The organism is Streptomyces sp. GLSS-08 (genome assembly GCF_056387915.1).
Window position 1 is genome coordinate 114,122 of the sequence record NZ_JBWJAQ010000001.1, and the last position, 20,452, is coordinate 134,573.

At 73.5% G+C, this 20,452-nt stretch carries 14 protein-coding genes; 2 read left to right on the forward strand and 12 right to left on the reverse strand.

The features are described from left to right. Positions 1 to 967 precede the first annotated feature (967 nt). Together AC0ZLC_RS00405 and AC0ZLC_RS00410 are read right to left on the reverse strand one after the other, a co-directional pair. Positions 968 to 1,918 (reverse strand): hypothetical protein, encoded by a 951-nt coding sequence (locus AC0ZLC_RS00405; protein ID WP_476749796.1) that lies wholly within the window; start codon positions 1,916 to 1,918, stop codon positions 968 to 970. Continuing rightward, positions 1,909 to 2,760: a thioesterase II family protein gene (locus AC0ZLC_RS00410; protein WP_476749797.1), complete on the reverse strand. Its 852-nt coding sequence runs from the start codon at positions 2,758 to 2,760 to the stop codon at positions 1,909 to 1,911. The genes AC0ZLC_RS00405 and AC0ZLC_RS00410 overlap by 10 nt, the downstream gene beginning before the upstream one ends. 807 nt (positions 2,761 to 3,567) lie before the next feature. On the opposite strand from AC0ZLC_RS00410, the gene AC0ZLC_RS00415 reads away from it, so the two are divergent. Continuing rightward, on the forward strand, positions 3,568 to 5,253 hold the full coding sequence (locus AC0ZLC_RS00415) for a ribonuclease J (protein WP_476749798.1): 1,686 nt from the start codon (positions 3,568 to 3,570) through the stop codon (positions 5,251 to 5,253). Positions 5,254 to 5,317: 64 nt separating this feature from the next. On the opposite strand, the gene AC0ZLC_RS00420 is transcribed toward AC0ZLC_RS00415, so the two are convergent. From AC0ZLC_RS00420 to AC0ZLC_RS00465, 10 genes are all read right to left on the reverse strand, one after another. Next, positions 5,318 to 6,661 (reverse strand): sulfite oxidase, encoded by a 1,344-nt coding sequence (locus AC0ZLC_RS00420; RefSeq protein ID WP_476749799.1) that lies wholly within the window; start codon positions 6,659 to 6,661, stop codon positions 5,318 to 5,320. A gap of 420 nt (positions 6,662 to 7,081) precedes the next feature. Further along, positions 7,082 to 9,517 (reverse strand): SWIM zinc finger family protein, encoded by a 2,436-nt coding sequence (locus AC0ZLC_RS00425; RefSeq protein ID WP_476749800.1) that lies wholly within the window; start codon positions 9,515 to 9,517, stop codon positions 7,082 to 7,084. Further along, on the reverse strand, positions 9,514 to 12,495 hold the full coding sequence (locus AC0ZLC_RS00430; RefSeq protein WP_476749801.1) for a DEAD/DEAH box helicase: 2,982 nt from the start codon (positions 12,493 to 12,495) through the stop codon (positions 9,514 to 9,516). Before AC0ZLC_RS00430 ends, AC0ZLC_RS00425 begins: the two co-directional genes overlap by 4 nt. A 134-nt stretch (positions 12,496 to 12,629) precedes the next feature. After that, positions 12,630 to 13,211 (reverse strand): sugar kinase, encoded by a 582-nt coding sequence (locus tag AC0ZLC_RS00435; protein ID WP_476749802.1) that lies wholly within the window; start codon positions 13,209 to 13,211, stop codon positions 12,630 to 12,632. Continuing rightward, positions 13,208 to 14,389 (reverse strand): ROK family glucokinase, encoded by a 1,182-nt coding sequence (locus AC0ZLC_RS00440; RefSeq protein ID WP_476749803.1) that lies wholly within the window; start codon positions 14,387 to 14,389, stop codon positions 13,208 to 13,210. Before AC0ZLC_RS00440 ends, AC0ZLC_RS00435 begins: the two co-directional genes overlap by 4 nt. Positions 14,390 to 14,449: 60 nt before the next feature. Then, the gene (locus AC0ZLC_RS00445; protein WP_476749804.1) at positions 14,450 to 15,301 is read right to left on the reverse strand and encodes an ATP-binding cassette domain-containing protein; all 852 of its coding nucleotides are present in this window, start codon (positions 15,299 to 15,301) and stop codon (positions 14,450 to 14,452) included. Beyond that, complete coding sequence (locus tag AC0ZLC_RS00450) at positions 15,298 to 16,353, reverse strand: ABC transporter permease (protein ID WP_476749805.1); 1,056 nt, start codon at positions 16,351 to 16,353, stop codon at positions 15,298 to 15,300. Before AC0ZLC_RS00450 ends, AC0ZLC_RS00445 begins: the two co-directional genes overlap by 4 nt. After that, on the reverse strand, positions 16,350 to 17,354 hold the full coding sequence (locus AC0ZLC_RS00455) for a sugar ABC transporter substrate-binding protein (protein WP_476749806.1): 1,005 nt from the start codon (positions 17,352 to 17,354) through the stop codon (positions 16,350 to 16,352). Before AC0ZLC_RS00455 ends, AC0ZLC_RS00450 begins: the two co-directional genes overlap by 4 nt. A 68-nt stretch (positions 17,355 to 17,422) precedes the next feature. Then, complete coding sequence (locus AC0ZLC_RS00460; protein WP_476749807.1) at positions 17,423 to 18,415, reverse strand: sugar ABC transporter substrate-binding protein; 993 nt, start codon at positions 18,413 to 18,415, stop codon at positions 17,423 to 17,425. A gap of 150 nt (positions 18,416 to 18,565) precedes the next feature. Next, a complete protein-coding gene (locus AC0ZLC_RS00465; protein WP_476750201.1) occupies positions 18,566 to 19,303 on the reverse strand; it encodes a GntR family transcriptional regulator in 738 nt (245 codons plus the stop codon). A 128-nt stretch (positions 19,304 to 19,431) separates the two neighbouring features. Here AC0ZLC_RS00465 and AC0ZLC_RS00470 point away from each other — a divergent pair, with 128 nt between their 5' ends. After that, on the forward strand, positions 19,432 to 20,448 hold the full coding sequence (locus tag AC0ZLC_RS00470) for a Gfo/Idh/MocA family protein (protein ID WP_476749808.1): 1,017 nt from the start codon (positions 19,432 to 19,434) through the stop codon (positions 20,446 to 20,448). Positions 20,449 to 20,452 lie beyond the last annotated feature (4 nt).

The following is a 20,452-nucleotide window of genomic DNA, read 5'->3' on the forward strand; positions in this document are numbered from 1 at the left end:
TTCCGGTGCGACCGGCACACGTGGGGGGATGGACGGGTTTCCGCGACGGGGAGGACGACATGCCGCGTGCCTGCTGGGGGCCATGGCTCGGGGTCGGCGGCGGGCCGGGTCACGCGGCGTGGGGGCGGGGTCTCTCGGCGCCTGGCCGCGTGACCGTGAACAGCCGGGCGACGCGGAGGGGGGAGCGGTGGTGCCGACGGCCGTGACAGGACCGCGCGGTGACGCCACGGCCGAGGTGTCCGGCGGGGCCGGCCGTGCCGTGTGCGCGGCGGTCCGGCAGCGGGGCCGGGGCACGGCCGCGGCCGCCCTGCGGCGCGGGGCGGCGGGGGGCGGCGGGGCGCCGGAACGCGTCCGTCGAAGCGTCGGGGTCGGCGGCCGCCGTGCCGTTCTCGGTGTCGCGCCGTGAGAGCAGGGGTCGGTCGCCGCGCAGGGGTGTTCCGGGCGCGGCGTGGCCGAGGACGTCGACTCCGCGTGCGAGGGACCGGCGGGCCGGGCCGGCCGGGCCGCGCGCCCAGGCGCCGCCCGTGGACAGGCCGCGCCGGGACGTGGAGGTGTGCGCCCGCGCATGGATGGGGTGCGGGGCGTGCGTCCCGGTTGTCGCCGAGGGCCGGCTCCCCGCTTCGGTGATCGTCGATGCCGGTACGGATGGATTATGCGCCGCGCGCGCACGCGGCCCTGCACACCACATCGCGGAGCTCCCCCACTGCGTGACACGGACGACTGACTAGAACGAACGCCCTTTACAGATCCGCCGTCCTACGTCCCAAAGAAACCATCCGTGCAGTGATTTGTACAGCCCCTAACGATCTTTACCACCACCCATGAAGTAACAAACAGGCATAAATCGACCCTGAATATGCCCGGAAATTGCCGGGTCAAGGTTGACTTCAAGTCGAGTCAAGGGCGAGGCGCACCAATGGACTAGAACGAACGTCCAAGAGGGGTTGTCTCAGCCGTGGGACGAGGCTCAGCCCATCTCCACCACGGCGCAGCCGAAGCCTCGCGCGTCTCCCCCGGCCAGCACCACGGTGTCCCCGCACGGCAGCCGGTCCTGCTCCAGCAACCCGGCCAGCGCGGCCAGATGGCCGCCCCCGGACAGCCCGCCCTCCCCTCGGCACAGCACGAACCGCGCGACGTCGTCCGCCACGCGGCCACACTCGGCCAACGCCAGGCGCACCGCGTCTAGTTCCCGCCCGCCGAGCCGGTTCCCCTGCCCGGTCGGGGCGGGCGGCGCTGCGGGGCGGCCGCCACCTCCGTCCGTCCGCCGCGTACGGGGCCACGTGCGCGCGAGCGCCCGCAGCCCGGACCGCCGGGCCGGCACGCGCCAGGCGAGGTCGGAGCGGAACAGCGCGCCCTGTGGCGTGGCGCCCAGCACCGCGGTCGCGAGCACCCGGGCCACCCCGGCCGTCGTCGTCAGGACCAGGCCGGTCGCCCGGTCGACGGGAGGACGCCCGGGCAGGCGCCCGCGCCCCTCCTCGTGCCCGGCGCCGTCGGCCGTGGTGACGATGGCGGTCAGCGGCGTCTCCGGCCGCCCCGACACGTACTGCGCCGCCAGGTGCAGGGCCAGCAACCCGCCGGCGACGGGCTGCCGCACGTCCCAGGCGGTGGCGCGGGGACAGCCGAGTCCGCGCAGCAGCCCGGCGGCCGTGCCGTCCTGCGTGTCGGGGCAGCCGGGCGGGCAGTGCACCACCAGGTCCACACCCCCGTCCGGCACTCCCGACCGCTGCCGGGCGGTTCTCGCCGCGCGCAGCACGAGGTCCGGCGTGTGGGCCCCGGCGGTCGGTGCGACGCGCGCGGCTCCCGCCGCGTCGCGCCGGTCCCGGCCGCCCGCCTGCCCCACGGCGCGCCGGGCACCGAGCGGCCCCACGACGGTGGCGGCGGCACCGATCCACACGTCGGGCCAGCACGTCACCTCCACGAGCCGCTCCGGTCCGTGGACCGCCGCCCCGGCTCCTCCGCCGTGCCGCCCTCCGGGGCGCGGGATCCCGCGTACACCGGGCGGCGGTCCGGCTCGGCCAGTGCGGCTGTGACGGTCCGGGCGACGTCGTCCAGGTGGTCGTTCAGGTAGAAGTGGCCACCGGCGAACACTTGGAGCCGTGTCGGTGCGGTGGTGAACCTCTCCCAGGCCGCGGCCTCCGCCCGCGTCACCACGGGGTCGCTGTCCCCGGTCAGCACGGTGAACGGAACGTCCAGTACGGGGCCGGGCGTCCAGGCGTAGGAGGCGAGCGCGCGGTAGTCGGCCCGGAGCGCGGGCAGCACCATGTCCCGGATCTCCGGGTCGTCCAGGAGTTCGGCCGCCGTACCGCCCAACCGGGCTGCGGCACCGAGCAGTTCGGCGTCCGTACGGAGCCGGTCGTGCGGGCTGGGGTCGGCGGCGGGCGCTCCCCGGCCGGACAGGAACAGCCGCGCAGGGGCGGGCGCACCGCGTTCGTGCAGGCGCCGGGCCGTCTCGTAGGCGACGACGGCCCCCATGCTGTGGCCGAATAAGGCGTAGCGGCCGGCGACCTGTCCCGTCACCTCCTCGGCGAGAGCGTCGGCGAGCAGGCCGACGTCCGGTACGGGCTCCTCGTGCCGCCGGTCCTGACGACCCGGATACTGCACGCTCAGCACCTCGCACTCCGGCGCCAGGAGCCGGGCGAGCCGCACGTACCCACTGGCCGCGCCGCCGGCGTGCGGGAAGCAGACCAGTCGCACACCGGGTCCGGCGGCGCCGGGCCGCGCCCAGCCCTGCGCGTACGTTCGCAACCACTCGCTGCCCACGTCACTCCCCTGCCTCGTACGACGACGTCGTGGCCCACCGGCCCCGCACACCATGCTGGGGGTGAGGGCTCAAAGCCGGAGCAAGGAACGCACAAAACGGCCGAAGGGCTGACGGGAAGCGACCGTGCCGCCGGGGTCCCCCGTTCGGTCTGGTTGTCGTAGGCATGCGTCGACCTGGCTGTCGTAGGCATGCGTCGACCAGGTTGTCGTAGGCATGCGTCGACGCACCGCGAGCCGTCGTAGCGGCCCGGTTCGCCGGCGGCGGTGAGGGTCACGGGGGTGAGCTCGGTGAGGAGGGCGAGCGCGCCGGCCGCGGCGAGCAGTCCGGGCACGATCGGCAGCCGGGCCGGCAGCCGGGGCAACAGGCGGCCGGACAGCTGGGCCGACCACCGGCGGGTCATACGCCGCTACGAACGCGAACCGGCCCGGCGAGCCGGCGCAGTCCCCATCAGGAAGCCCGGTGCGCGGGTCTCGGCGCAGGCGGGTCTGCGCGCTCCCGTGCGGGGCCGCGTCGGCCTGCCGGTCGCCGCCACGGTCCTGCCGGCCGTCCGAGGGAACGCTCGACACGGCTGACCCCGCCCAGCCGGGCGGAGGAGGCCCCACTGCCCAGGCGTTCCGGGTCGTCCCCCACCGTGGCCGGCGAGGTGACGGCCGTCAGGCCGCCTGCCGCGTCGCGCGCCCGGGGTGCGCGACGTCCTTGCGGGTCACCATCAGGTAGCCCGCTGACCGCCGCGGCCGTGCCGTGTCCGACCGGCTGGTCGGGCGGCCAGTGGATCACCTCGGCGGGCTCTCCGGTAACGTCGGAATATGAGTCATCCGCATCCCGAACTGAAAGCCGCCCCTCCCCTGCCTGAAGGAGGGCTCAGGATCGTCGCCCTGGGCGGCCTGGGGGAGATCGGCCGCAACATGACCGTCTTCGAGCACGCCGGCAAGCTGCTCATCGTCGACTGCGGCGTGCTGTTCCCCGAAGAGACCCAGCCCGGCGTGGACGTGATCCTGCCGGACTTCACCTCGATCCGCGACCGCCTGGACGACATCGTGGCCGTGGTGCTCACCCACGGTCACGAGGACCACATCGGTGGCGTGCCGTACCTGCTGCGAGAGCGCCGTGACATTCCCGTCGTCGGCTCGAAGCTGACCCTGGCGTTCCTGGAGGCCAAGCTCAAAGAACACGGAATCCGGCCGCGCGCGGTCCGGGTCAGCGAGGGCGACCGGCGCACCTTCGGACCCTTCGACTGCGAGTTCGTGGCGGTCAACCACTCGATCCCGGACAGTCTCGCCGTCGCGATCCGCACCCGGGCCGGAATGGTGCTGCACACGGGTGACTTCAAGATGGACCAGTTCCCGCTGGACGACCGCATCACCGACCTGCGTGCCTTCGCCCGCCTCGGCGAGGAAGGCGTCGACCTCTTCCTCACCGACTCCACCAACGCCGAGGTCCCCGGCTTCACCACCTCCGAACGCGAACTGAACCCGGCGATCGAGCAGGTGATGCGCACCGCCCCGCGCCGGGTGATCGTCTCCAGTTTCGCCAGCCATGTGCACCGCATCCAGCAGGTGCTGGACGCCGCGCACCAGCACGGCCGCAAGGTCGCCTTCGTGGGCCGCTCCATGGTCCGCAACATGGGCATCGCCCGCGACCTCGGTTACCTGAAGGTTCCCAGCGGCCTGGTCGTGAGCACCAAGGAACTGGAGAAGCTCCCCGATCACAAGATCACCCTGGTGTGCACCGGATCCCAGGGCGAGCCGATGGCGGCGCTGTCCCGGATGGCCAACCGCGACCACGTGATCCGCATCGGCAAGGGCGACACCGTCCTGCTCGCCAGCTCGCTGATCCCGGGCAACGAGAACGCCATCTACCGGGTGATCAACGGGCTGACCCGGTGGGGCGCCCACGTCGTCCACAAGGGCAACGCCAAGGTGCACGTCTCCGGGCACGCCAGCGCCGGTGAACTGGTGTACTGCTACAACATCGTCAAGCCCCGCAATGTCATGCCGGTGCACGGCGAATGGCGCCACCTGCGGGCCAACGCCGACCTGGCGATCCGTACGGGGGTGGATCCCGAGCGGGTGGTCATCGCCGAGGACGGCGTCGTCGTCGACCTCGTGGACGGGCGCGCGTCGATCACCGGCAAGGTGCCGGCCGGCAACGTCTACGTGGACGGCATGGAGGTCGGCGGCGCCACCGAGGCGTCCCTGAAGGACCGCGTCACCCTCGCCGAGGAAGGCGTCGTCACCGTGGTGGCGATCGTCGACGCCGACACGGGTGCCCTGGCCGAGACTCCCGACTTCCTGGCCCGCGGGTTCGTCCACGACGACACCACCTTCGAGCCGGTCGTCCCCGTCATCGAGAAGACCCTGGCGACGGCGGCGCAGGAAGGCGTCGGCGACGCACACCAGCTGGAACAGCTGATCGCCCGTGCCGTGGCGAACTGGGCCTTCCGCACCCACCGCCGCAGGCCCCTCATCATCCCGGTCATCATCGACGCCTGACCGGATGCCGCCCTGCCCTGCGGCGTGACCGGAGGGCAGGGGGGTTTCACATCACCGCGGGGGCTCACACCACCCGCACCGGGTGCCGGACCACCGCGTCGAACAGGTAGCCCTGGGTGTTGGGCACGGTCCTGTCCGGCTGGGTGCGGCCCGCCGTGTCGGTGGCCCGGGCCAGGAGTGAGTACGGGCCGGGCGCCGACGGCCGCCAGTCGGTGGACCAGCGGACCCACGAGGCGCGGCGCGGGGCGTCGTGCAGCCGGGCCCGGTGCCAGTGGGCGCCGCCGTCCGTGCTGACGTCCACGCGGGCGACGGCGCCCGCACCCGACCAGGAGCGGCCGGTCAGCCGGTGCTCGGCCCCGGCCGCGACCGTCGCCTCCCACGGCAGCTCGAAGGCGCTCTTGAGCGTCTGCCGGGTGAGCGGCGCGCTGCCGCCCGCGGGCTGTCCGTCGCCGAAGAGGCGGTAGAAGTCGGTGTTCCAGGGCGAGTAGAGGGGCTGGGCGGACACCTCGATGTCGCCGACCCACTTGACCGAGGCGATGCCGATCCAGGACGGCACGAGCACGCGCACCGGATGCCCGTGGTCCGGTGGCAGCGGCTCGCCGTTCATCTCGTACGCGAGCAGGACGTCGTCGAGCGCCTTCGACAGCGGCAGGGGCCGGCGCACGTGTCCCAGGTTCGTGCCGTCCGCGGTCACGTACTCGGCGTCGAGGCCGGTGGGCATGACGTCCACGGCACGGCGGCTCAGCCCGGCGCGCCGGAGCACCTCGGCGAGCCGCACCCCGCGCCACTCGGCCGTGCCGACGGCGCCGAGCGTCCACGCCGTGCCGGTCACGCTCTGCCCCTGCTGGGTGGTGAAGAGGCTGCGGCCGTTGCCCGCGCACTCGACGAAAGCGGTCCGTGTGGTCGCCGGCAGCCGCTTCAGGTCGTCGAGCGTGAACGTGACGGGCCGCGCGCTGCGGAGCCCGTCTCCCCGGACGGTCAGCGTCCACGCGTGGGCGTCCAGGACCGGGGTCGCGGTGTGGTTGCGTACGAAGAAACGGTCGGCCGGGGTGTGGAGTCCGGTGCCGGCGAGGGCGGCGAACTTCGTCTCCGCGTTGGTGCCCCGCACGGTGAACCACTCGTCGGGCAGCGGCTTGACGATGCCGGGCGCGACGGCCAGGGCGCCCGCACCCCCGGCCGCCCGGCCCACCGCGGAGAGCGTCCCGTCCGCGGCGGCCGTCCGGCTCGGCGCGGCCGTCCCGCTCGCGGCCGAGGCCGGGGAGCCCAGGGCGACGGGCGCGGCCGCGGTGAGTCCGGCCGCCGCGAGCAGCCTGAGCATGTCGCGCCGGGCGACCCCGTCGGCGCGGGCGTCTCCCGCCAGCCATTGGCGGAGTCTGCGGCGGTCGTAGGCGACTTCGGAGAGGGACATGGGGCGGGACCTGCCTTTCGGGGCGGTGGCGACTGGCCTGGGACGTGAGGGGAGCGCGCGCGACAGCCCGACGGCGCGACGGCGGCGGGCCGGGGCGGTGCGCGTACAGAGGCGACCGGGGCGTAGGGCGGAGGGCAGCCGGGGAGGACGCGGCCGGGTCCGGGAGGCGAGCCGGGCGGGGCCCGGTACCGAAACGCCGTGCTACAGGGCCGTTTCGGGCTTTCTCTCGCTCATCGCGCCGGGGGAAGGATCAACAACAGCCACGCGGCTGGAGCGCGCGGTTCCGCGGAGCGGGGCGGGGGCTGCCGAGAATCATGGGCGTCATCGTACGAGGCGGAGCGGCGACGCGTCGCGGAATCGGCGGAGTCGGGCCCCGGCATCCCGGGAACGACGGGCACGGACGTCCGGCGGGCGGGGCGCTCAGAGGTCGCCGGACGTACCGAGGCCGGTGAGCGCGCCCACCGGGTCGAGGTCGGGGGTGCCGCGGGGCCACCAGTCGTCGTGGCCCGGTTCGGATTCGTAGGCGTACCAGAGGCCGTCCCGGCCGAGGCGGATCTGGACGTGACCGCGGGGGTGCGTGAGGTGGTTGCGCCACGGGCGGAAGGCGGGGAGGTCGGCCGCGAGGAGCAGCGGACGGGCCCGGTCGAAGCGGCCGGCCGGCGGATCCCAGGTTTCCTCGAGGACCGCGAGCCCCTCGATCCCGCCCTGGCGCCAGGCGGCCACCGCGCGCGCCAGGTCGGCCGGGGTGCGCCGGGTGGCGGTGGCGAGCGAGGAGTACAGGGCGCGGGTGCCCGCGGTGAGGCCGGACCCGGGGCGGGCGGCGGCGAGCCGTACCGCGTCCTGCCACAGCGTCAGGTCCCCCACCGGATCCCGTCCGGCGGTCAGCAGCGCGTGTGCGCGGGCGGCCGCGTCCGTGGCCAACTGGTCGAGCGCGAACGGGTCGGGGCCGCCCGGTGCGCCCGGGTACGTCGGCGGCTGCTCGGGGTGCGAGGGCGCGGGCAGCGGCGCCGGCAGGGGCGGCAGCGAACGCGGGGCGAGAGCGTCCCGGGCCCGTACGCCTGGCAGCGGGGCGGGTTCCCGCTCCTGGGCCGCGCGGGCCGCACGCGCGGCGTTGCGGCGGGAGAGGGCGTCGAGCAGTTCCCGTTCGCCGCGGCCGCGCAGCAGAAGCAGGACGAAGGGGTCCTCGTCGAGCAGGCGCGCGGTCTGGTAGCAGAGGGCCGCCGCGTGTTTGCACGGGTGCCCGGAGTCGGGACAGCTGCACTGCGGCTGGAGGTCTCCGGGGCCGGGGAGCAGGTCCACCCCGCAGTCCGCGAGGGAGTGCGGCAGCTGCTTGTCGAGCAGCGCGGCGATGTGCCCGGGACGCTCGGCCGCGGCGTCCAGGAAGCGGTCCCAGGCGGCGTCGTCGAGCGTCCGCAGCCGTACCCGCACGCGGTACGGCCGTGGCCGGGTGCCGTGCACGTAGGCGAGGACGAGTCCCGGGGTCACCGTGATGGCGTCCACGTGTCCGCGCCCTGCGTACCCGCGCCCCCGGGACAGCCGCGCCCGGTCCAGCGCGCCCTCCTCCAGCGCCGTCACCCACGCGTTTCCCCACCATGTCCCGGCGAAGGCGCCGGACGCGTCCGCGGTCCGGGCCGGGAACGCGGGAAACGTCCGTCGCAGCTCCCCGTCCCGCCCCGGGGAGGCCATGGAACGCTGCCCCGGCCCACCCGTGGGCGCGCCCGGCCCGCCGCTCCCCTGCCGGGCCGGGCGGGGGGCGTCCATGTCAGCAGGAGGAACCACGGCGGGCTCCGTCCCGGAGAGCCGGCCGCGTGTCTCGTCGCCGGGGGTCGCTCCGGTGGCCTCCGCTGCGGCGTACGGCGGGGTCACGGTCCGCGTCTCGTCACCCCGGACCGGCGCGCCCTCTGCGAGCCCTTCGGTCGCCTCCGCCGAGGCCTTCGGCGGTGCCACGGCCCGTGTGTCACCAGGGGTGCTCGCCGCAGTCCCCGCAGGCGCCACGGTCGCGTCCGTCGGGGCACGCGGGGGTGTCACGGCCCGCGTCCCGTCGCCGGGGAGGGCCGGTGGGTCCGTCGGGGCGGCACCGGGGTGGGCCCGTCCGGAGGCGAGCGCGGCCTCGGCGGCTTCCGAGGACCGGTGGGCCGGGTCGTCGTCCGTGGGGAGCGCGAACGCTCCGGCGAGGAGGTCCCGTACGTCCTGGGCCCGGTTTCCCGGCGCCGGGGGCCGCGTGTCACCAGGGTCACCGGAGCCGGCCGGTGATTCCTGCGGGGCCCGCCTTCCGCGCTCGGCTCCCCTGCGCGAGGCGGCCTTCCGCTCCCGGGCCGCCCGGGCTCCGCGCGCGGCACGCAGGGCCTCCCGCGCGACGTCGCCGGGACGCGCGCCCCCGACGGTCTCCGCGGACTGCGCGGTCTCGACGGTCCCCGCAGCGCCTTCCGGCACCTCCGTCGCCGCGTCCTCGGCGGCCGGTGGGCCCTCTCCCGCAGCCCCATCGGGACTGTCGGTCCCGGTCGCCGGGGCGGCACCGGGGCCCGGCCCGCTCCCCGTCGTCGCGGCCCGCCGCAGCGCCTCGCGCGCCACGTCGCCGGGGCGGGCACCGGCCACGGACGTCGTCGCGGGCGCGGCACCCGGGGCGCCACGCCCGGAAGGAGCATGCGGCTGGTCGCCGGCCGGCTCGGCCCCGCGTGCGTCACGCCCCCGGGCGGCCCACAGAGCCCGCCGCGCCACATCGGCGGGGCGCTCGCCCCCGGAACGCTCCTCGGCGGCACGCTCGTCCCCGGCCGCCTCCGCGACCCCGCTCTCCGCAGGGCCGTCCGCGTCCTTCGGCTCCCGCGCCGGCCGGGGGCCGTCCGCCGTCGCGTTCACGTGGTCCTCCGCAGAGAGACCAGGTCCGACAGCTCACGGTCGGTCAGTTCGGTCAGGGATGCCTCTCCGGAGCCGAGAATGGCGTCGGCCAGGGCACGCTTCGCCTCCAGCATCTCCGCGATGCGGTCCTCGACCGTGCCCTCGGTGATCAGGCGGTGGACCTGGACGGGCTGGGTCTGGCCGATGCGGTAGGCGCGGTCCGTGGCCTGCTCCTCGACGGCCGGGTTCCACCAGCGGTCGAAGTGGACGACATGGCCGGCCCGGGTCAGGTTCAGGCCCGTGCCGGCCGCCTTCAGGGAAAGCACGAGGACCGGCGTGGCGCCGCTCTGGAAGCGGTCCACCATGCGCTCGCGCTCCATGACCGGGGTGCCGCCGTGGAGCAGCTCGGCCGGGACCGCGCGGGCGGCCAGGTGGGAGGAGATGAGCCGGGCCATCCCCACGTACTGCGTGAAGACCAGCGCGGAGCCGTCCTCGGCGAGGAGGGTGTCCAGCAGCTCGTCGAGCAGGGCCAGCTTGCCGGACCGGGCCGCGAGGCCCTGGACGGCCGCTGCCGCGCCCTCTTTCAGGTACAGCGCGGGGTGGTCGCAGATCTGCTTGAGGGAGGTGAGGAGCTTGAGGACCAGACCTCGCCGGGCGATGCCCTGTGCGGTCTCGATCGCGAGCATCGACTCCCGCACCACCGCCTCGTAGAGCGAAGCCTGTTCCCGGGTGAGCGGGACGGGATGGTCCGTCTCGGTCTTCGGCGGCAGCTCGGGGACGATGCCGGGGTCGGACTTCTTGCGGCGCAGCAGGAAGGGCCGGACCAGGCGGGCGAGGCGGGCCACGGCCTCCTCGTCCTCGCCGTTCTCCACGGCGCGCGCGTGCCGGGCGCGGAAGGACTTGAGCGGGCCGAGGAGTCCGGGGGTGGTCCAGTCGAGGAGCGCCCACAGCTCCGAGAGGTTGTTCTCCACGGGGGTGCCGGTCAGGGCGACGCGCGCGGGGGACGGGATCGTGCGCAGGGCCTTGGCGGTCGCCGAGTACGGGTTCTTGACGTGCTGGGCCTCGTCCGCGACGACCATGCCCCACGGCTGCTGGGCGAGCCGGGTCGCCGCCGACCGCATCGTCCCGTAGGTCGTCAGGACGAAGCCGGCGCCGAGGTCCTCCAGGGTGCGGTCGGGGCCGTGGTAGCGGCGGACGGGCACGCCGGGGGCGAAGCGGGTGATCTCCCGCTGCCAGTTGCCCAGCAGTGAGGCGGGGCAGACGACGAGCGTCGGCTCGCTGCGGGCCCGTCGCAGGTGCAGGGCGATCACGGTGATCGTCTTGCCGAGGCCCATGTCGTCGGCGAGGCAGCCGCCGAGTCCGAGGGACGTCATCGTGTCCAGCCAGGCCAGGCCCCGGAGCTGGTAGTCGCGGAGGGTCGCCGCGAGGCCGGGCGGCGGCGGCACCGGGGAGATCCCGGCCGTGAGGCGGTCGCGCAGCGCGGCAAGCGCTCCGACGGGCACCGCTTCCACGGTCTCGCCGTCGATCTCGGCGGTGCCGCTGAGGGCGACGGAGAGGGCGTCGACCGGGTCGAGCAGGCCCAGTTCCCGCTTGCGCGCCTTGCGGACGAGAGCCGGATCGACGAGGACCCACTGGTCCCGCAGCCGGACGACCGGACGGTGGGCCTCGGCCAGGACGTCCATCTCGGCGTCGCTCAGCGGATCTCCGCCGAGCGCCAGCTGCCAGCGGAACTGGAGCAGGTCCTCGCTCTCGAAGAACCCCGTGCCGTCGGTCGCCGAGCCGGGCGCCGGACGCACCACGGCCGCCGCGGTCAGGTCCTGAGCCAGGTCCCGCGGCCAGTGCACGGCGACACCGGCCGCGCCGAGCCGAGTCGCGGCGACCCCGAGCAGGTCGGAAAGCTCCTCCTCGGAGAGAGCGAGGACGTGGGGCACGTCCTGCTCCGAGAGCCGGTCCAGGGGCGGCCAGACGCGGGCCGCGCGGCGGACGGCGAGGGCGGTGTCCACCCGCGCGCGGGGCCCGAACGTCGTGTCGGCCGCGCCGGCCCACAGCTCCGCCGCGTCGACCACGAGGGTGGGGTCGGCGAGGCTGTGCACCTGGACGACGGCGGCACCCGCGCGGTGCGCCCCCTCGTCGGCGTCGAAGAGCTGGGAGGCGGACAGGTCGAGGCGCAGGGAGATGCGGACACCGGCGTCCATGCCTGCGGCGACCTCGGCCGCCCAGTCGTGGGCGCCCGGCAGGTGCTGCGGGCCGCGCGCCGCGAAGGGCCTGCCGCAGGCGTACGGCGCGGCGGGGGTGCGCGGCAGGGTGTCGGCGACCGCGTCCAGGAAGGAACGCATCAGCGCTTCCGGTTCGGGCAGCCGGAGCGGGCCCTTGCCCGGCAGCGGCACCGCGTGTCCCTCGGGGGGCAGGGCCGCGGCGACCGCCCTCAGGTGGCCGATGTCGTCCGGGTCGAGGGGTCCCGCGCGCCAGGCGTCGTGGCCGTCGGGCGTCAGGCCCGGCAGCAGCCGTCCGCGCGCGGCGAGCCGCAGCGCGTGCAGTGCGGCCGCGCCCCAGCAGGCGGTGGCGAGGTGGGCGCCCGGATGGCGGCGGGCGTCGGTGAGCAGGGACAGGGCGTCGGCGATCTCCAGCGTCCGCGCGGGCACGGTCACCCGTCGCACTCCGGTCCCGTGGCGCCGTACGACCGTGAGCTCGATCGGCTCCCCGGGCTCGGCCCCGGGCTCGTCGGCGCTCTCCCCGCCCGGTCCGGGCGGCCCGCTCACCCGCCTGGCGGGCGACGTCCCTGCACCCTCGGGCCGGCGCCCGGTGGACGACCGGTCCGCGTCGGCCGTGTCCGGGTCCCAGAAGGCGATCCGTCCCTCGCGCGGCAGCGGCGCGGGCAGGAAGACGGCGGCGAGCCGCACGGAGACGGCGGGGCCGCCGCCCGTCGCGGAACGCGCGGAGACGTCGCCGGGGGCGCCCTTGCCGGCTTCGGGGGTCGCGGACAGCACCGCACCGCTCATACGCCCGGTCACCTCCCGCCCCGCAGTCGAATCGGATGTCTTCGACTGTACGGGCGAGGTCTGACAGTCGATCGCGCCACCGGCCCCGACGAGCACCGCCGGGGCCTGCCCGCGGGGCCCGGGGGCCGGTCCCGTCAGGGAGTCGTGCGCGAGACGACGTACACCATGGGGTGCTCCGGGTCCGCCAGGTTCACGACGACGTCGTGCGTGGGCGCCGGGTCCTTCTGCTCGTGGACGAGGCCCGACCACGGGCCGGGGCCCGTGAACTCCCAGCCGACGACCCGCCGGTCGCGGGCACCGATGGTGATGTGGTCCTGTTCCAGGGCGGCCCGGCTGGTCCCGATGTTCTGGAAGAACTCGGTCAGCTCCGCGTCGCTGGTGCGGAACTGGACGTACAGGCGGCTGGTCTTCCAGTTGTTCGTCTCGTAGTAGGCGACGTCGGTGGAGTCGCCGGGTACGGGGATCTTGTAGAGACGTCGCTGGACGCGGGAGGGCCAGGCCTCGGTGAGGCCGGTCGCCGAGTACTTCGCCTCCTTGTCCTTGCCGCTGTTGCGGCTCTGGTCGGCCGAGATCATCAGATAGCCGGCCGGGACCCCGATCAGGAGCACGATGATCAGCAGGGTCAGCGCGCGGCGGCGGATCACATGACGCCGGTCCTCGGGCGGCCGCCGGGGCTCGTTTGGCGGTGCCGCCTGGCGCGGCAGCGAGGCCGTCACAGCGAGTCCGTCGTCGTGCGGCGGGACTCGGTGAACCGTTCGTAGCGCTCGTAGCGCTCCACGCGGCGGCGCTTGGCGCGGCGGAAGCGGCGGGCGACCAGGCGGGCGAGGTCGGCGGCGCCGACCATGCCGGCCTCGGGGCCCAGCTGGGCGCGGGCGATCCGGGCCTCGGGGCGGTAGCCGCGGCCCGTGAGGTGCCTGCGGAACGCGTCGCGTGCGGGGCCGATCAGCAGGTCGTCGGCGGCCGAGACGCCGCCGCCGATGACGAAGCAGGACGGGTCCAGAGCGGCGGCCAGGTTGGCGATGCCGACGCCGAGCCACTGGCCGATGTCCTGGAGGAGTTCGATGCACATGGCGTCGCCCTCGCGGGCGAGTTCCGTGATGAGCGGGCCGGTGATGTCGGGGATGCTGCCCTTGACGCGCTCGACGATCCCGTACGCCACCGGGGAGTCCGCGGCGGCGAGTTCGCGGGCCTCGCGGACCAGGGCGTTGCCGGAGCTGTACTGCTCCCAGCAGCCGCGGTTTCCGCACGGGCAGCGGTGTCCGCCCGGCACGACCTGCATGTGGCCGAACTCGCCCGCGACGCCGAACTTGCCGCGCTTGACCTGGCCGTCCTCCAGGATCGCGCCGCCGATGCCGGTGCCCAGCGTGATCATGACGAGGTGGTCCTCGCCGCGGCCCGCGCCGAAGCGCCATTCCGCCCAGGCGGCCGTGTTGGCGTCGTTGTCGACCAGGACGGGGACGGCGAGGCGCCCGGCGATCCGGTCCCGGAGGGGCTCGTTGCGCCACGAGAGGTGGGGCGCGAACAGGATGCGGTTGCGGTCCGCGTCGACCCAGCCCGCCGCGCCGATGCCGACGGCGTGCACGTCGTGCCGGTCGGAGAGGTCCAGGACCAGCTCGACGATGGTGTCCTCGACGACCCTGGGGCTCTTGGACTTGTCCGGGGTCTCGGCGCGGACCTTCTCCAGGATGTTGCCGTCCGCGTCGACGACGCCCGCCATCACCTTCGTACCGCCGATGTCGATGCCCACGGTGGGGACGCGCGGCGCCGTCAGGTGGGATCGGCGCTCACGCGTACCCACGGTCAGGACGGTGGCCCGGCGGGAGCCGATGGGGGCGCCCCCTGCGCGAGCCGAGCCGAGAGCTCGGGGCAGGGCGAGGTCGCGGTAGGTGCTCATCGCGCCGATTCTGCCTCACACCGCCGCGGCCCCGCATGGCGGCGCCCTGACAAGCGCCCGTCACCCCTCGGGGACGTCGTCCCGGGAGTGTCCGCCGAGGTGGGTCGGGACGGGCGCGCGCTCCAGTTCGTGCCGGAGATCGTCCAGCTCGCTGCCGCCCGCCATCTGCCGGGTCAGCTCGTCGAGGGTGATCTCGTCCCTGGTGTGGCTGCCGAACATGGCGCCGCGCTTGAGGAGCACGAAGCGGTCGCCCACGAGGTAGGCGTGGTGCGGATTGTGGGTGATCAACACAACACCCAGTCCGGCGTCCCGTGCCGCGGCCACATATTTGAGGACCACACCGGACTGCTTGACGCCGAGGGCGGCGGTGGGCTCGTCCAGGACGAGGACCTTGGCGCCGAAGTAGACGGCGCGGGCGATCGCCACGCACTGGCGCTCGCCGCCCGACAGGGTGCCGATGGGCTGGTCGACGTCGCGCAGGTCGATGCCCATGCGCAGGAGTTCCGCGCGGGTGGTCCTGCGCATGAACTCGACGTCCAGGCGCTTGAAGGGGCCGGCGCCCTTCGTCGGCTCGGAGCCGAGGAAGAAGTTCCGCCACACCGGCATCAGCGGGACGACGGCGAGGTCCTGGTAGACCGTGGCGATGCCGAGGTCCAGGGCTTCGCGCGGGGAGGACAGCCGGGTGTCGGCGCCCTCGATGCGGAAGGTCCCGGAGTCGTGCTGGTGCAGTCCCGCGATGATCTTGATGAGGGTCGACTTGCCCGCGCCGTTGTCGCCGAGCACGCAGGAGATCTCGCCGGCGTGGACCTCGAGGGACACTCCCTCGATGGCGCGGATGTTCCCGTAGTACTTGCTGACGTCGGTCAGCTCCACGAGCGCCGTACGTTCCCCGGCCGCCGTCCTGTCCGTCACTTCGTGGCCTCCGCGCGCTTGCGGACCCAGGCGTTGAGCAGGGTCGCGAGGAGCAGCATCGCTCCGAGGAAGAACTTGAACCAGTCGGGGTTCCACTCGGCGAAGACGATGCCCTTGTCGGTCATGCCGAAGATGAACGCGCCGACCGCCGAGCCCACCGCCGAGCCGTAGCCGCCGGTGATCAGGCAGCCGCCGATGACGGCCGCGATGATGTAGATCAGTTCCTTGCCGACGCCCTCGCCGGACTGCACCACGTCGAAGGAGAAGAGCAGGTGCTGTCCGGAGATCCAGGCGGCGAAGGCGACGCCCATGTAGAGGCCGATCTTGGTCCGGTCGACCGGGACGCCGACCGCGCGGGCCGCGTCCTTGTTGCCGCCGACCGCGAAGATCCAGTTGCCGACGCGGGTGCGCAGCAGGATCCAGGAGGCGACGGCGACCAGGGCGAACCACCACAGGATGGTGATCTTGTAGTCGACGCCGCCGATGGTGACCACGGAGGCGAAGACGTCCTTGGCGGACGAGAACCCCTCCATGTCGGAGATCGACTTGGTGGAGACCGTGCCGCTGATGAACTTGGTGAGACCGAGGTTCATGCCGGTCAGCATCAGGAAGGTGCCGAGCGTGATGATGAAGCTCGGGAGTTCGGTGCGGGTCAGCATGAAGCCGTTGAACGCGCCGATCGCGAGGGTCACCACCAGGGAGACCAGCACGCCGACCCAGACGTTCGTGGTCATCTGGTAGCTGAACATCGAGGAGATCAGCGCGGCCGACGTCACCATGACGCCGGCCGACAGGTCGAACTCGCCGCCGATCATCAGCAGTGCGACGGGGACCGCCATGATGCCGATCGTCGAGGCCGCGTACAGGACCGTGCTGAGGCTGGAGGCCCGCAGGAAGCTGTCCGCGACGACGGAGAAGAAGACGAAGACGGCGACGGCGCCGACCACCGAGCCGAGCTCGGGACGGCCGAGGAGCCTGCGCAGCGGCGAGGTCTTGACGAGCCGTTCGTCGGCGTCGGTCTCCGGCGCCGGTGCCGGTGCTGTCGCGGTCATCGCGTCCCCCGCTTCGTGAACTCCTCGAGCGCGCCGGCCTGGTCCTTGGTGATGATCTGCGGGCCGGTGAGGACCGGCTTGCCGCCACCGAGGACGTCGGCGTTGTACTTGTACAGCCACAGCAGGTCCACCGCCTGGTACCCCTGGAGGTAGGGCTGCTGGTCGACGGCGAAGCCGAGCGTGCCGTCCTTGAGTTCCGCGGCCACCTTGGCGTTCAGGTCGAAGGTGTCGACCTCGGCCTTGCTGCCCGCGTCCTTCTTGGCTTTCACGGCCGTGTCCGCGTAGGGGGCGCCGAGCGTGACGATGGTGTCGATGGACTTGTCGGCCTGGAGCTTGGCGCCGATGGAGGACTGCACGGCGGACATGTCGGTGCCCTGGACGTACAGGTTCTGCACGTCGCCGTCGAAGGTCTTCCTGACGCCGGCGCAGCGCTGCTCGTGACCGACGTTGCCCTGTTCGTGCAGGATGCACAGGGCCTTCTTGCGGTCGCGCTCGTCGAGCTCGTCGCCGACGGCCTCGCCTGCGATGGTCTCGTCCTGGCCGACGTGGGTGAGCGCGCCGAACGCCTTGGACTGCTCGGAGCCGGAGTTCACGGTGATCACCGGGATGCCGGCCTTCCCGGCGCGGGCCAGGGCGGCCTTCATCGCGTCGGGCTTGGCGAGCGAGACGATGATGCCGTCGACCTTCTTGTCGACGGCCGCGTCCACCAGCTGCGCCTGCTGCTGGGCCTCGGCGTTGTGCGAGTACAGGAAGTTGATGTTGTCCTTGACGGCGGCCTGCTCCGCGCCGCTCTGGACGATGTCCCAGAACGTGTCGCCATCACCCGAGTGGGTGACCATGGCGAAGGTCCAGCGGGGCGTGTCCACGGCCGCCTTCCCCTGGGCGGACGCGGCCTTGCGGGCGTCCTCGGCGCGCTTGCCGCCGGTGCTGCTGCAGCCCGCGAGGGACACGCCGAGCGCCCCTGCCAGCGCGATGGATACCCATGTCCGAGTCCGTGCCACGAGGCCGTGCCCTTCTTGCTCTGCTACTTGGTCCGCCCAAGTATCGAACACAGGGAGCCTGCACGTGTTCATCGGGTACCGCGCGCTGTGTACTTCTCGAGTGCCGGCACGTCCTTCTCGGTGATGATCTGCGGGCCGGTGAGGACGGGCTTGCCGCCGCCGAGGGCGTTGGCGTTGTACGCGTGCAGCCACAGCTCGTCGACGGCGAGGTAGCCCTGGAGGTAGGGCTGCTGGTCGACGGCGAAGCCGACCTCCTTGGCCTTGAGCCGCTTGACGACCTCGGCGTTCAGGTCGAAGGTGTCGATCTCCGCCTTGCTGCCCGCGCCCTCCTTGGCCTGGACGGCGACCGCGGCGATCGGGGCGCCGAGCGTGACGACGGCGTCGATGTCCTTGGACGCCTGGAGCTTCGCCTCGATCGCGGACTGGGCGGAGGGCGCGTCGGTGCCCTCGACGTTGAGGTTCTCCACCGGGCCGCCGAAGGTCTTCTTGACACCGGCGCAGCGCTGCTCCAGGGAGACGTTGCCCTGTTCGTGGATGACGCACAGCGCCTTTTTCAGGCCCCGCCCCCTGAGCTCGTCGCCGACCGCCTCGCCGGCCACGGACTCGTCCTGGCCGATGTGCGAGAGCGCCCCGAACTGCTTCGAGAACTCGGACCCGGAGTTGATCGTGACGACCGGGATGCCCGCCTTCGCGGCCTTGGCGAGGACGTCCTTCATGGCCTCGGGCTTGGCGAGCGAGACGACGACGCCGTCGACCTTCTTGTCGATCGCGGACTGGACGAGCTCGGCCTGTCCCTTGGCCTCCTTGTCGTTGGAGTACAGGAACTGCACGTTGTCCTTGGCCGCCGCCTGCTCGGCGCCGCTCTGCACGATGTCCCAGAAGGTGTCACCGGCGCCCGCGTGGGTCACCATGGCGATCTTCAGGCGGGGTGTGCTGACGGCCTTGCCGCCGCCCGCGCCGCCGTCACCGGAGTCCTCGGAGTCCTTGCCGCCGGAGCTGCTGCATCCTGCGGCGAGCGCGATCGCGGCTATCACCGCTGCGGCTGTGCGTGCTGTACGCATGGTGGGACCACCCTCTCTCGCGCCGCCCCGTTGCGGCTGAGGGGAGTTCTAGCTCCGGGTCCGCACACCCGTCAATGGCTTTGTCTGAACATTCTTACGATTGAGATTCACCGGCGCCCGGGGCGCGCCCCGCGACGCTCCCGAGGCACTTCAGGGCCGTACGAGGAGCTGGAACTCGAAGGAGTAGCGCGAGGCGCGGTAGGTGTGCGAGCCGAACTCGACCGCCCGGCCGGTGTCGTCGAAAGTGGTGCGCTGCATGGTGAGCAGGGGCGCACCCGCGGGCTCGCCGAGCCGTTCGCCCTCCTCGGCGGTGGCGGCGCGGGCGCCGACGGTCTGGCGGGCGCTGTGCAGGGTGATGCCCGCGGCACGCATCAGCCGGTACAGGCCGGTGGCCTCCAGCCGTTCGCTGTCCAGCGGGAGCAGCCCCGGGGGCAGGTGGTTGCACAGGTACGCCATCGGCTCGCCGTGCGCGAGCCGGAGCCGTTCCACGCGGTGCACGTCGCTGTCCTCGGCGACACCGAGTGCGGCGGCGACCTCGGCGGACGCCGGCTCGACGACGTTGTGCAGGACTTGGGTGGCCGGCCGCTGCCCCGCCGCCTCCAGGTCGTCGTACAGACTGCTGAGTTCCAGGGGACGCTTGACCTGGCTGTGCACGACCTGGGTGCCGACGCCGCGGCGGCGCACCAGCAGGCCCTTGTCGACGAGGGACTGGATGGCCTGCCGGACCGTGGGCCGGGACAGGCCAAGCCGTCCGGCGAGTTCGATCTCGTTGCCGAGGAGGCTGCCCGGGGTCAGGGTTCCGTGCTCGATCGCGGCCTCGAGCTGCTGGGACAGCTGGAAGTACAGCGGGACCGGACTGCTGCGGTCGACGCTGAGCTGGAGCGACACGGTCGGATCCACATCTGGTTTCGGCACGGCCCGAGCGTAGCTCCGGGAGAAGATGACGGGAAGTTGTGAAGTTCGATTGTCAGGACAAACCATTGACAGGGCGCCGGGTGCGCCTTCAGTTTGTTCCCATGCGCATCGGACTTATCGGAACGGGTCGTATCGGCACATTCCACGCGACCGCTCTCACCCGCCATCGCGAGGTCGGCTCCCTCATCGTCACGGACGCGGATCCCGCGCGGGCGCACGCACTCGCCGACCGGCTCGGTGCGACGGTGGCTCCCAGCACGGACGAGATCTTCACCTGGGGGGTGGACGCCGTGGTGATCACGGCGGCGACCTCGGCCCACGCCGAACTGATCGGCCGGGCGGCACGCTCCGGACTGCCGGTGTTCTGCGAGAAGCCCATCGCCCTCGATCTGCCGGGCACGCTGGCCGCGCTCGCCGAGGTCGACGCGGCCGGGACGGTCCTCCAGCTGGGTTTCCAGCGGCGCTTCGACGCGGGCTACGCGGCCGCACGCGAGGCGGTGCGCGCCGGCCGGCTCGGGCGGCTGCACACGATCCGGGCGATGACGTCGGACCAGTCGCCGCCCCCGGCCGCGTACCTCCCGCTCTCCGGCGGGCTCTACCGGGACTGCCTGGTCCACGACTTCGACATCGTGCGGTGGGTGACCGGCCGCGAGGTGAGCGAGGTGTACGCGACCGGGTCCGACGCGGGGCCCGCGATGTTCCGCGAGGCGCACGACATCGACACGGCGGCGGCCGTCCTCACCCTGGACGACGGCACGCTCGCCACCGCGACGGCGACCCGGCTGAACGGCGCCGGCTACGACGTCCGCATGGAGCTGGCGGGCGAGCTGGACCAGATCGGCGTCGGCCTCGACGACCGTACGCCGATCGCCTCCACCGAGCCGGCCGGGCCGCCGGCCGCGGACAAGCCGTGGACCGGCTTCCTGGAGCGCTTCGGGCCCGCGTACGAGGCCGAACTCACCGCCTTCGTCGAGGTGGTGCGCGGTGAGCGCGCCAACCCGTGCGACGGCCGCGAGGCCCTGCACGCCCTGCGCATCGCGGAGGCCTGCGAACTGTCCCGCCTCGAACACCGCCCGGTACGCCTGGCGGAGATCCCGGGCGGGCGGGACGGCAGCTAGGGGC

Bases quoted from the DNA above. Each gene is read 5' to 3' on its own strand.
- AC0ZLC_RS00420 (WP_476749799.1), bottom strand. From the start codon at position 6,661: ATGTCCCTCTCCGAAGTCGCCTACGACCGCCGCAGACTCCGCCAATGG.
- AC0ZLC_RS00440 (WP_476749803.1), bottom strand. From the start codon at position 14,389: ATGAGCACCTACCGCGACCTCGCCCTGCCCCGAGCTCTCGGCTCGGCT.
- AC0ZLC_RS00415 (WP_476749798.1), top strand. From the start codon at position 3,568: ATGAGTCATCCGCATCCCGAACTGAAAGCCGCCCCTCCCCTGCCTGAA.
- AC0ZLC_RS00470 (WP_476749808.1), top strand. From the start codon at position 19,432: ATGCGCATCGGACTTATCGGAACGGGTCGTATCGGCACATTCCACGCG.
- AC0ZLC_RS00430 (WP_476749801.1), bottom strand. From the start codon at position 12,495: ATGAGCGGTGCGGTGCTGTCCGCGACCCCCGAAGCCGGCAAGGGCGCC.
- AC0ZLC_RS00450 (WP_476749805.1), bottom strand. From the start codon at position 16,353: ATGACCGCGACAGCACCGGCACCGGCGCCGGAGACCGACGCCGACGAA.
- AC0ZLC_RS00460 (WP_476749807.1), bottom strand. From the start codon at position 18,415: ATGCGTACAGCACGCACAGCCGCAGCGGTGATAGCCGCGATCGCGCTC.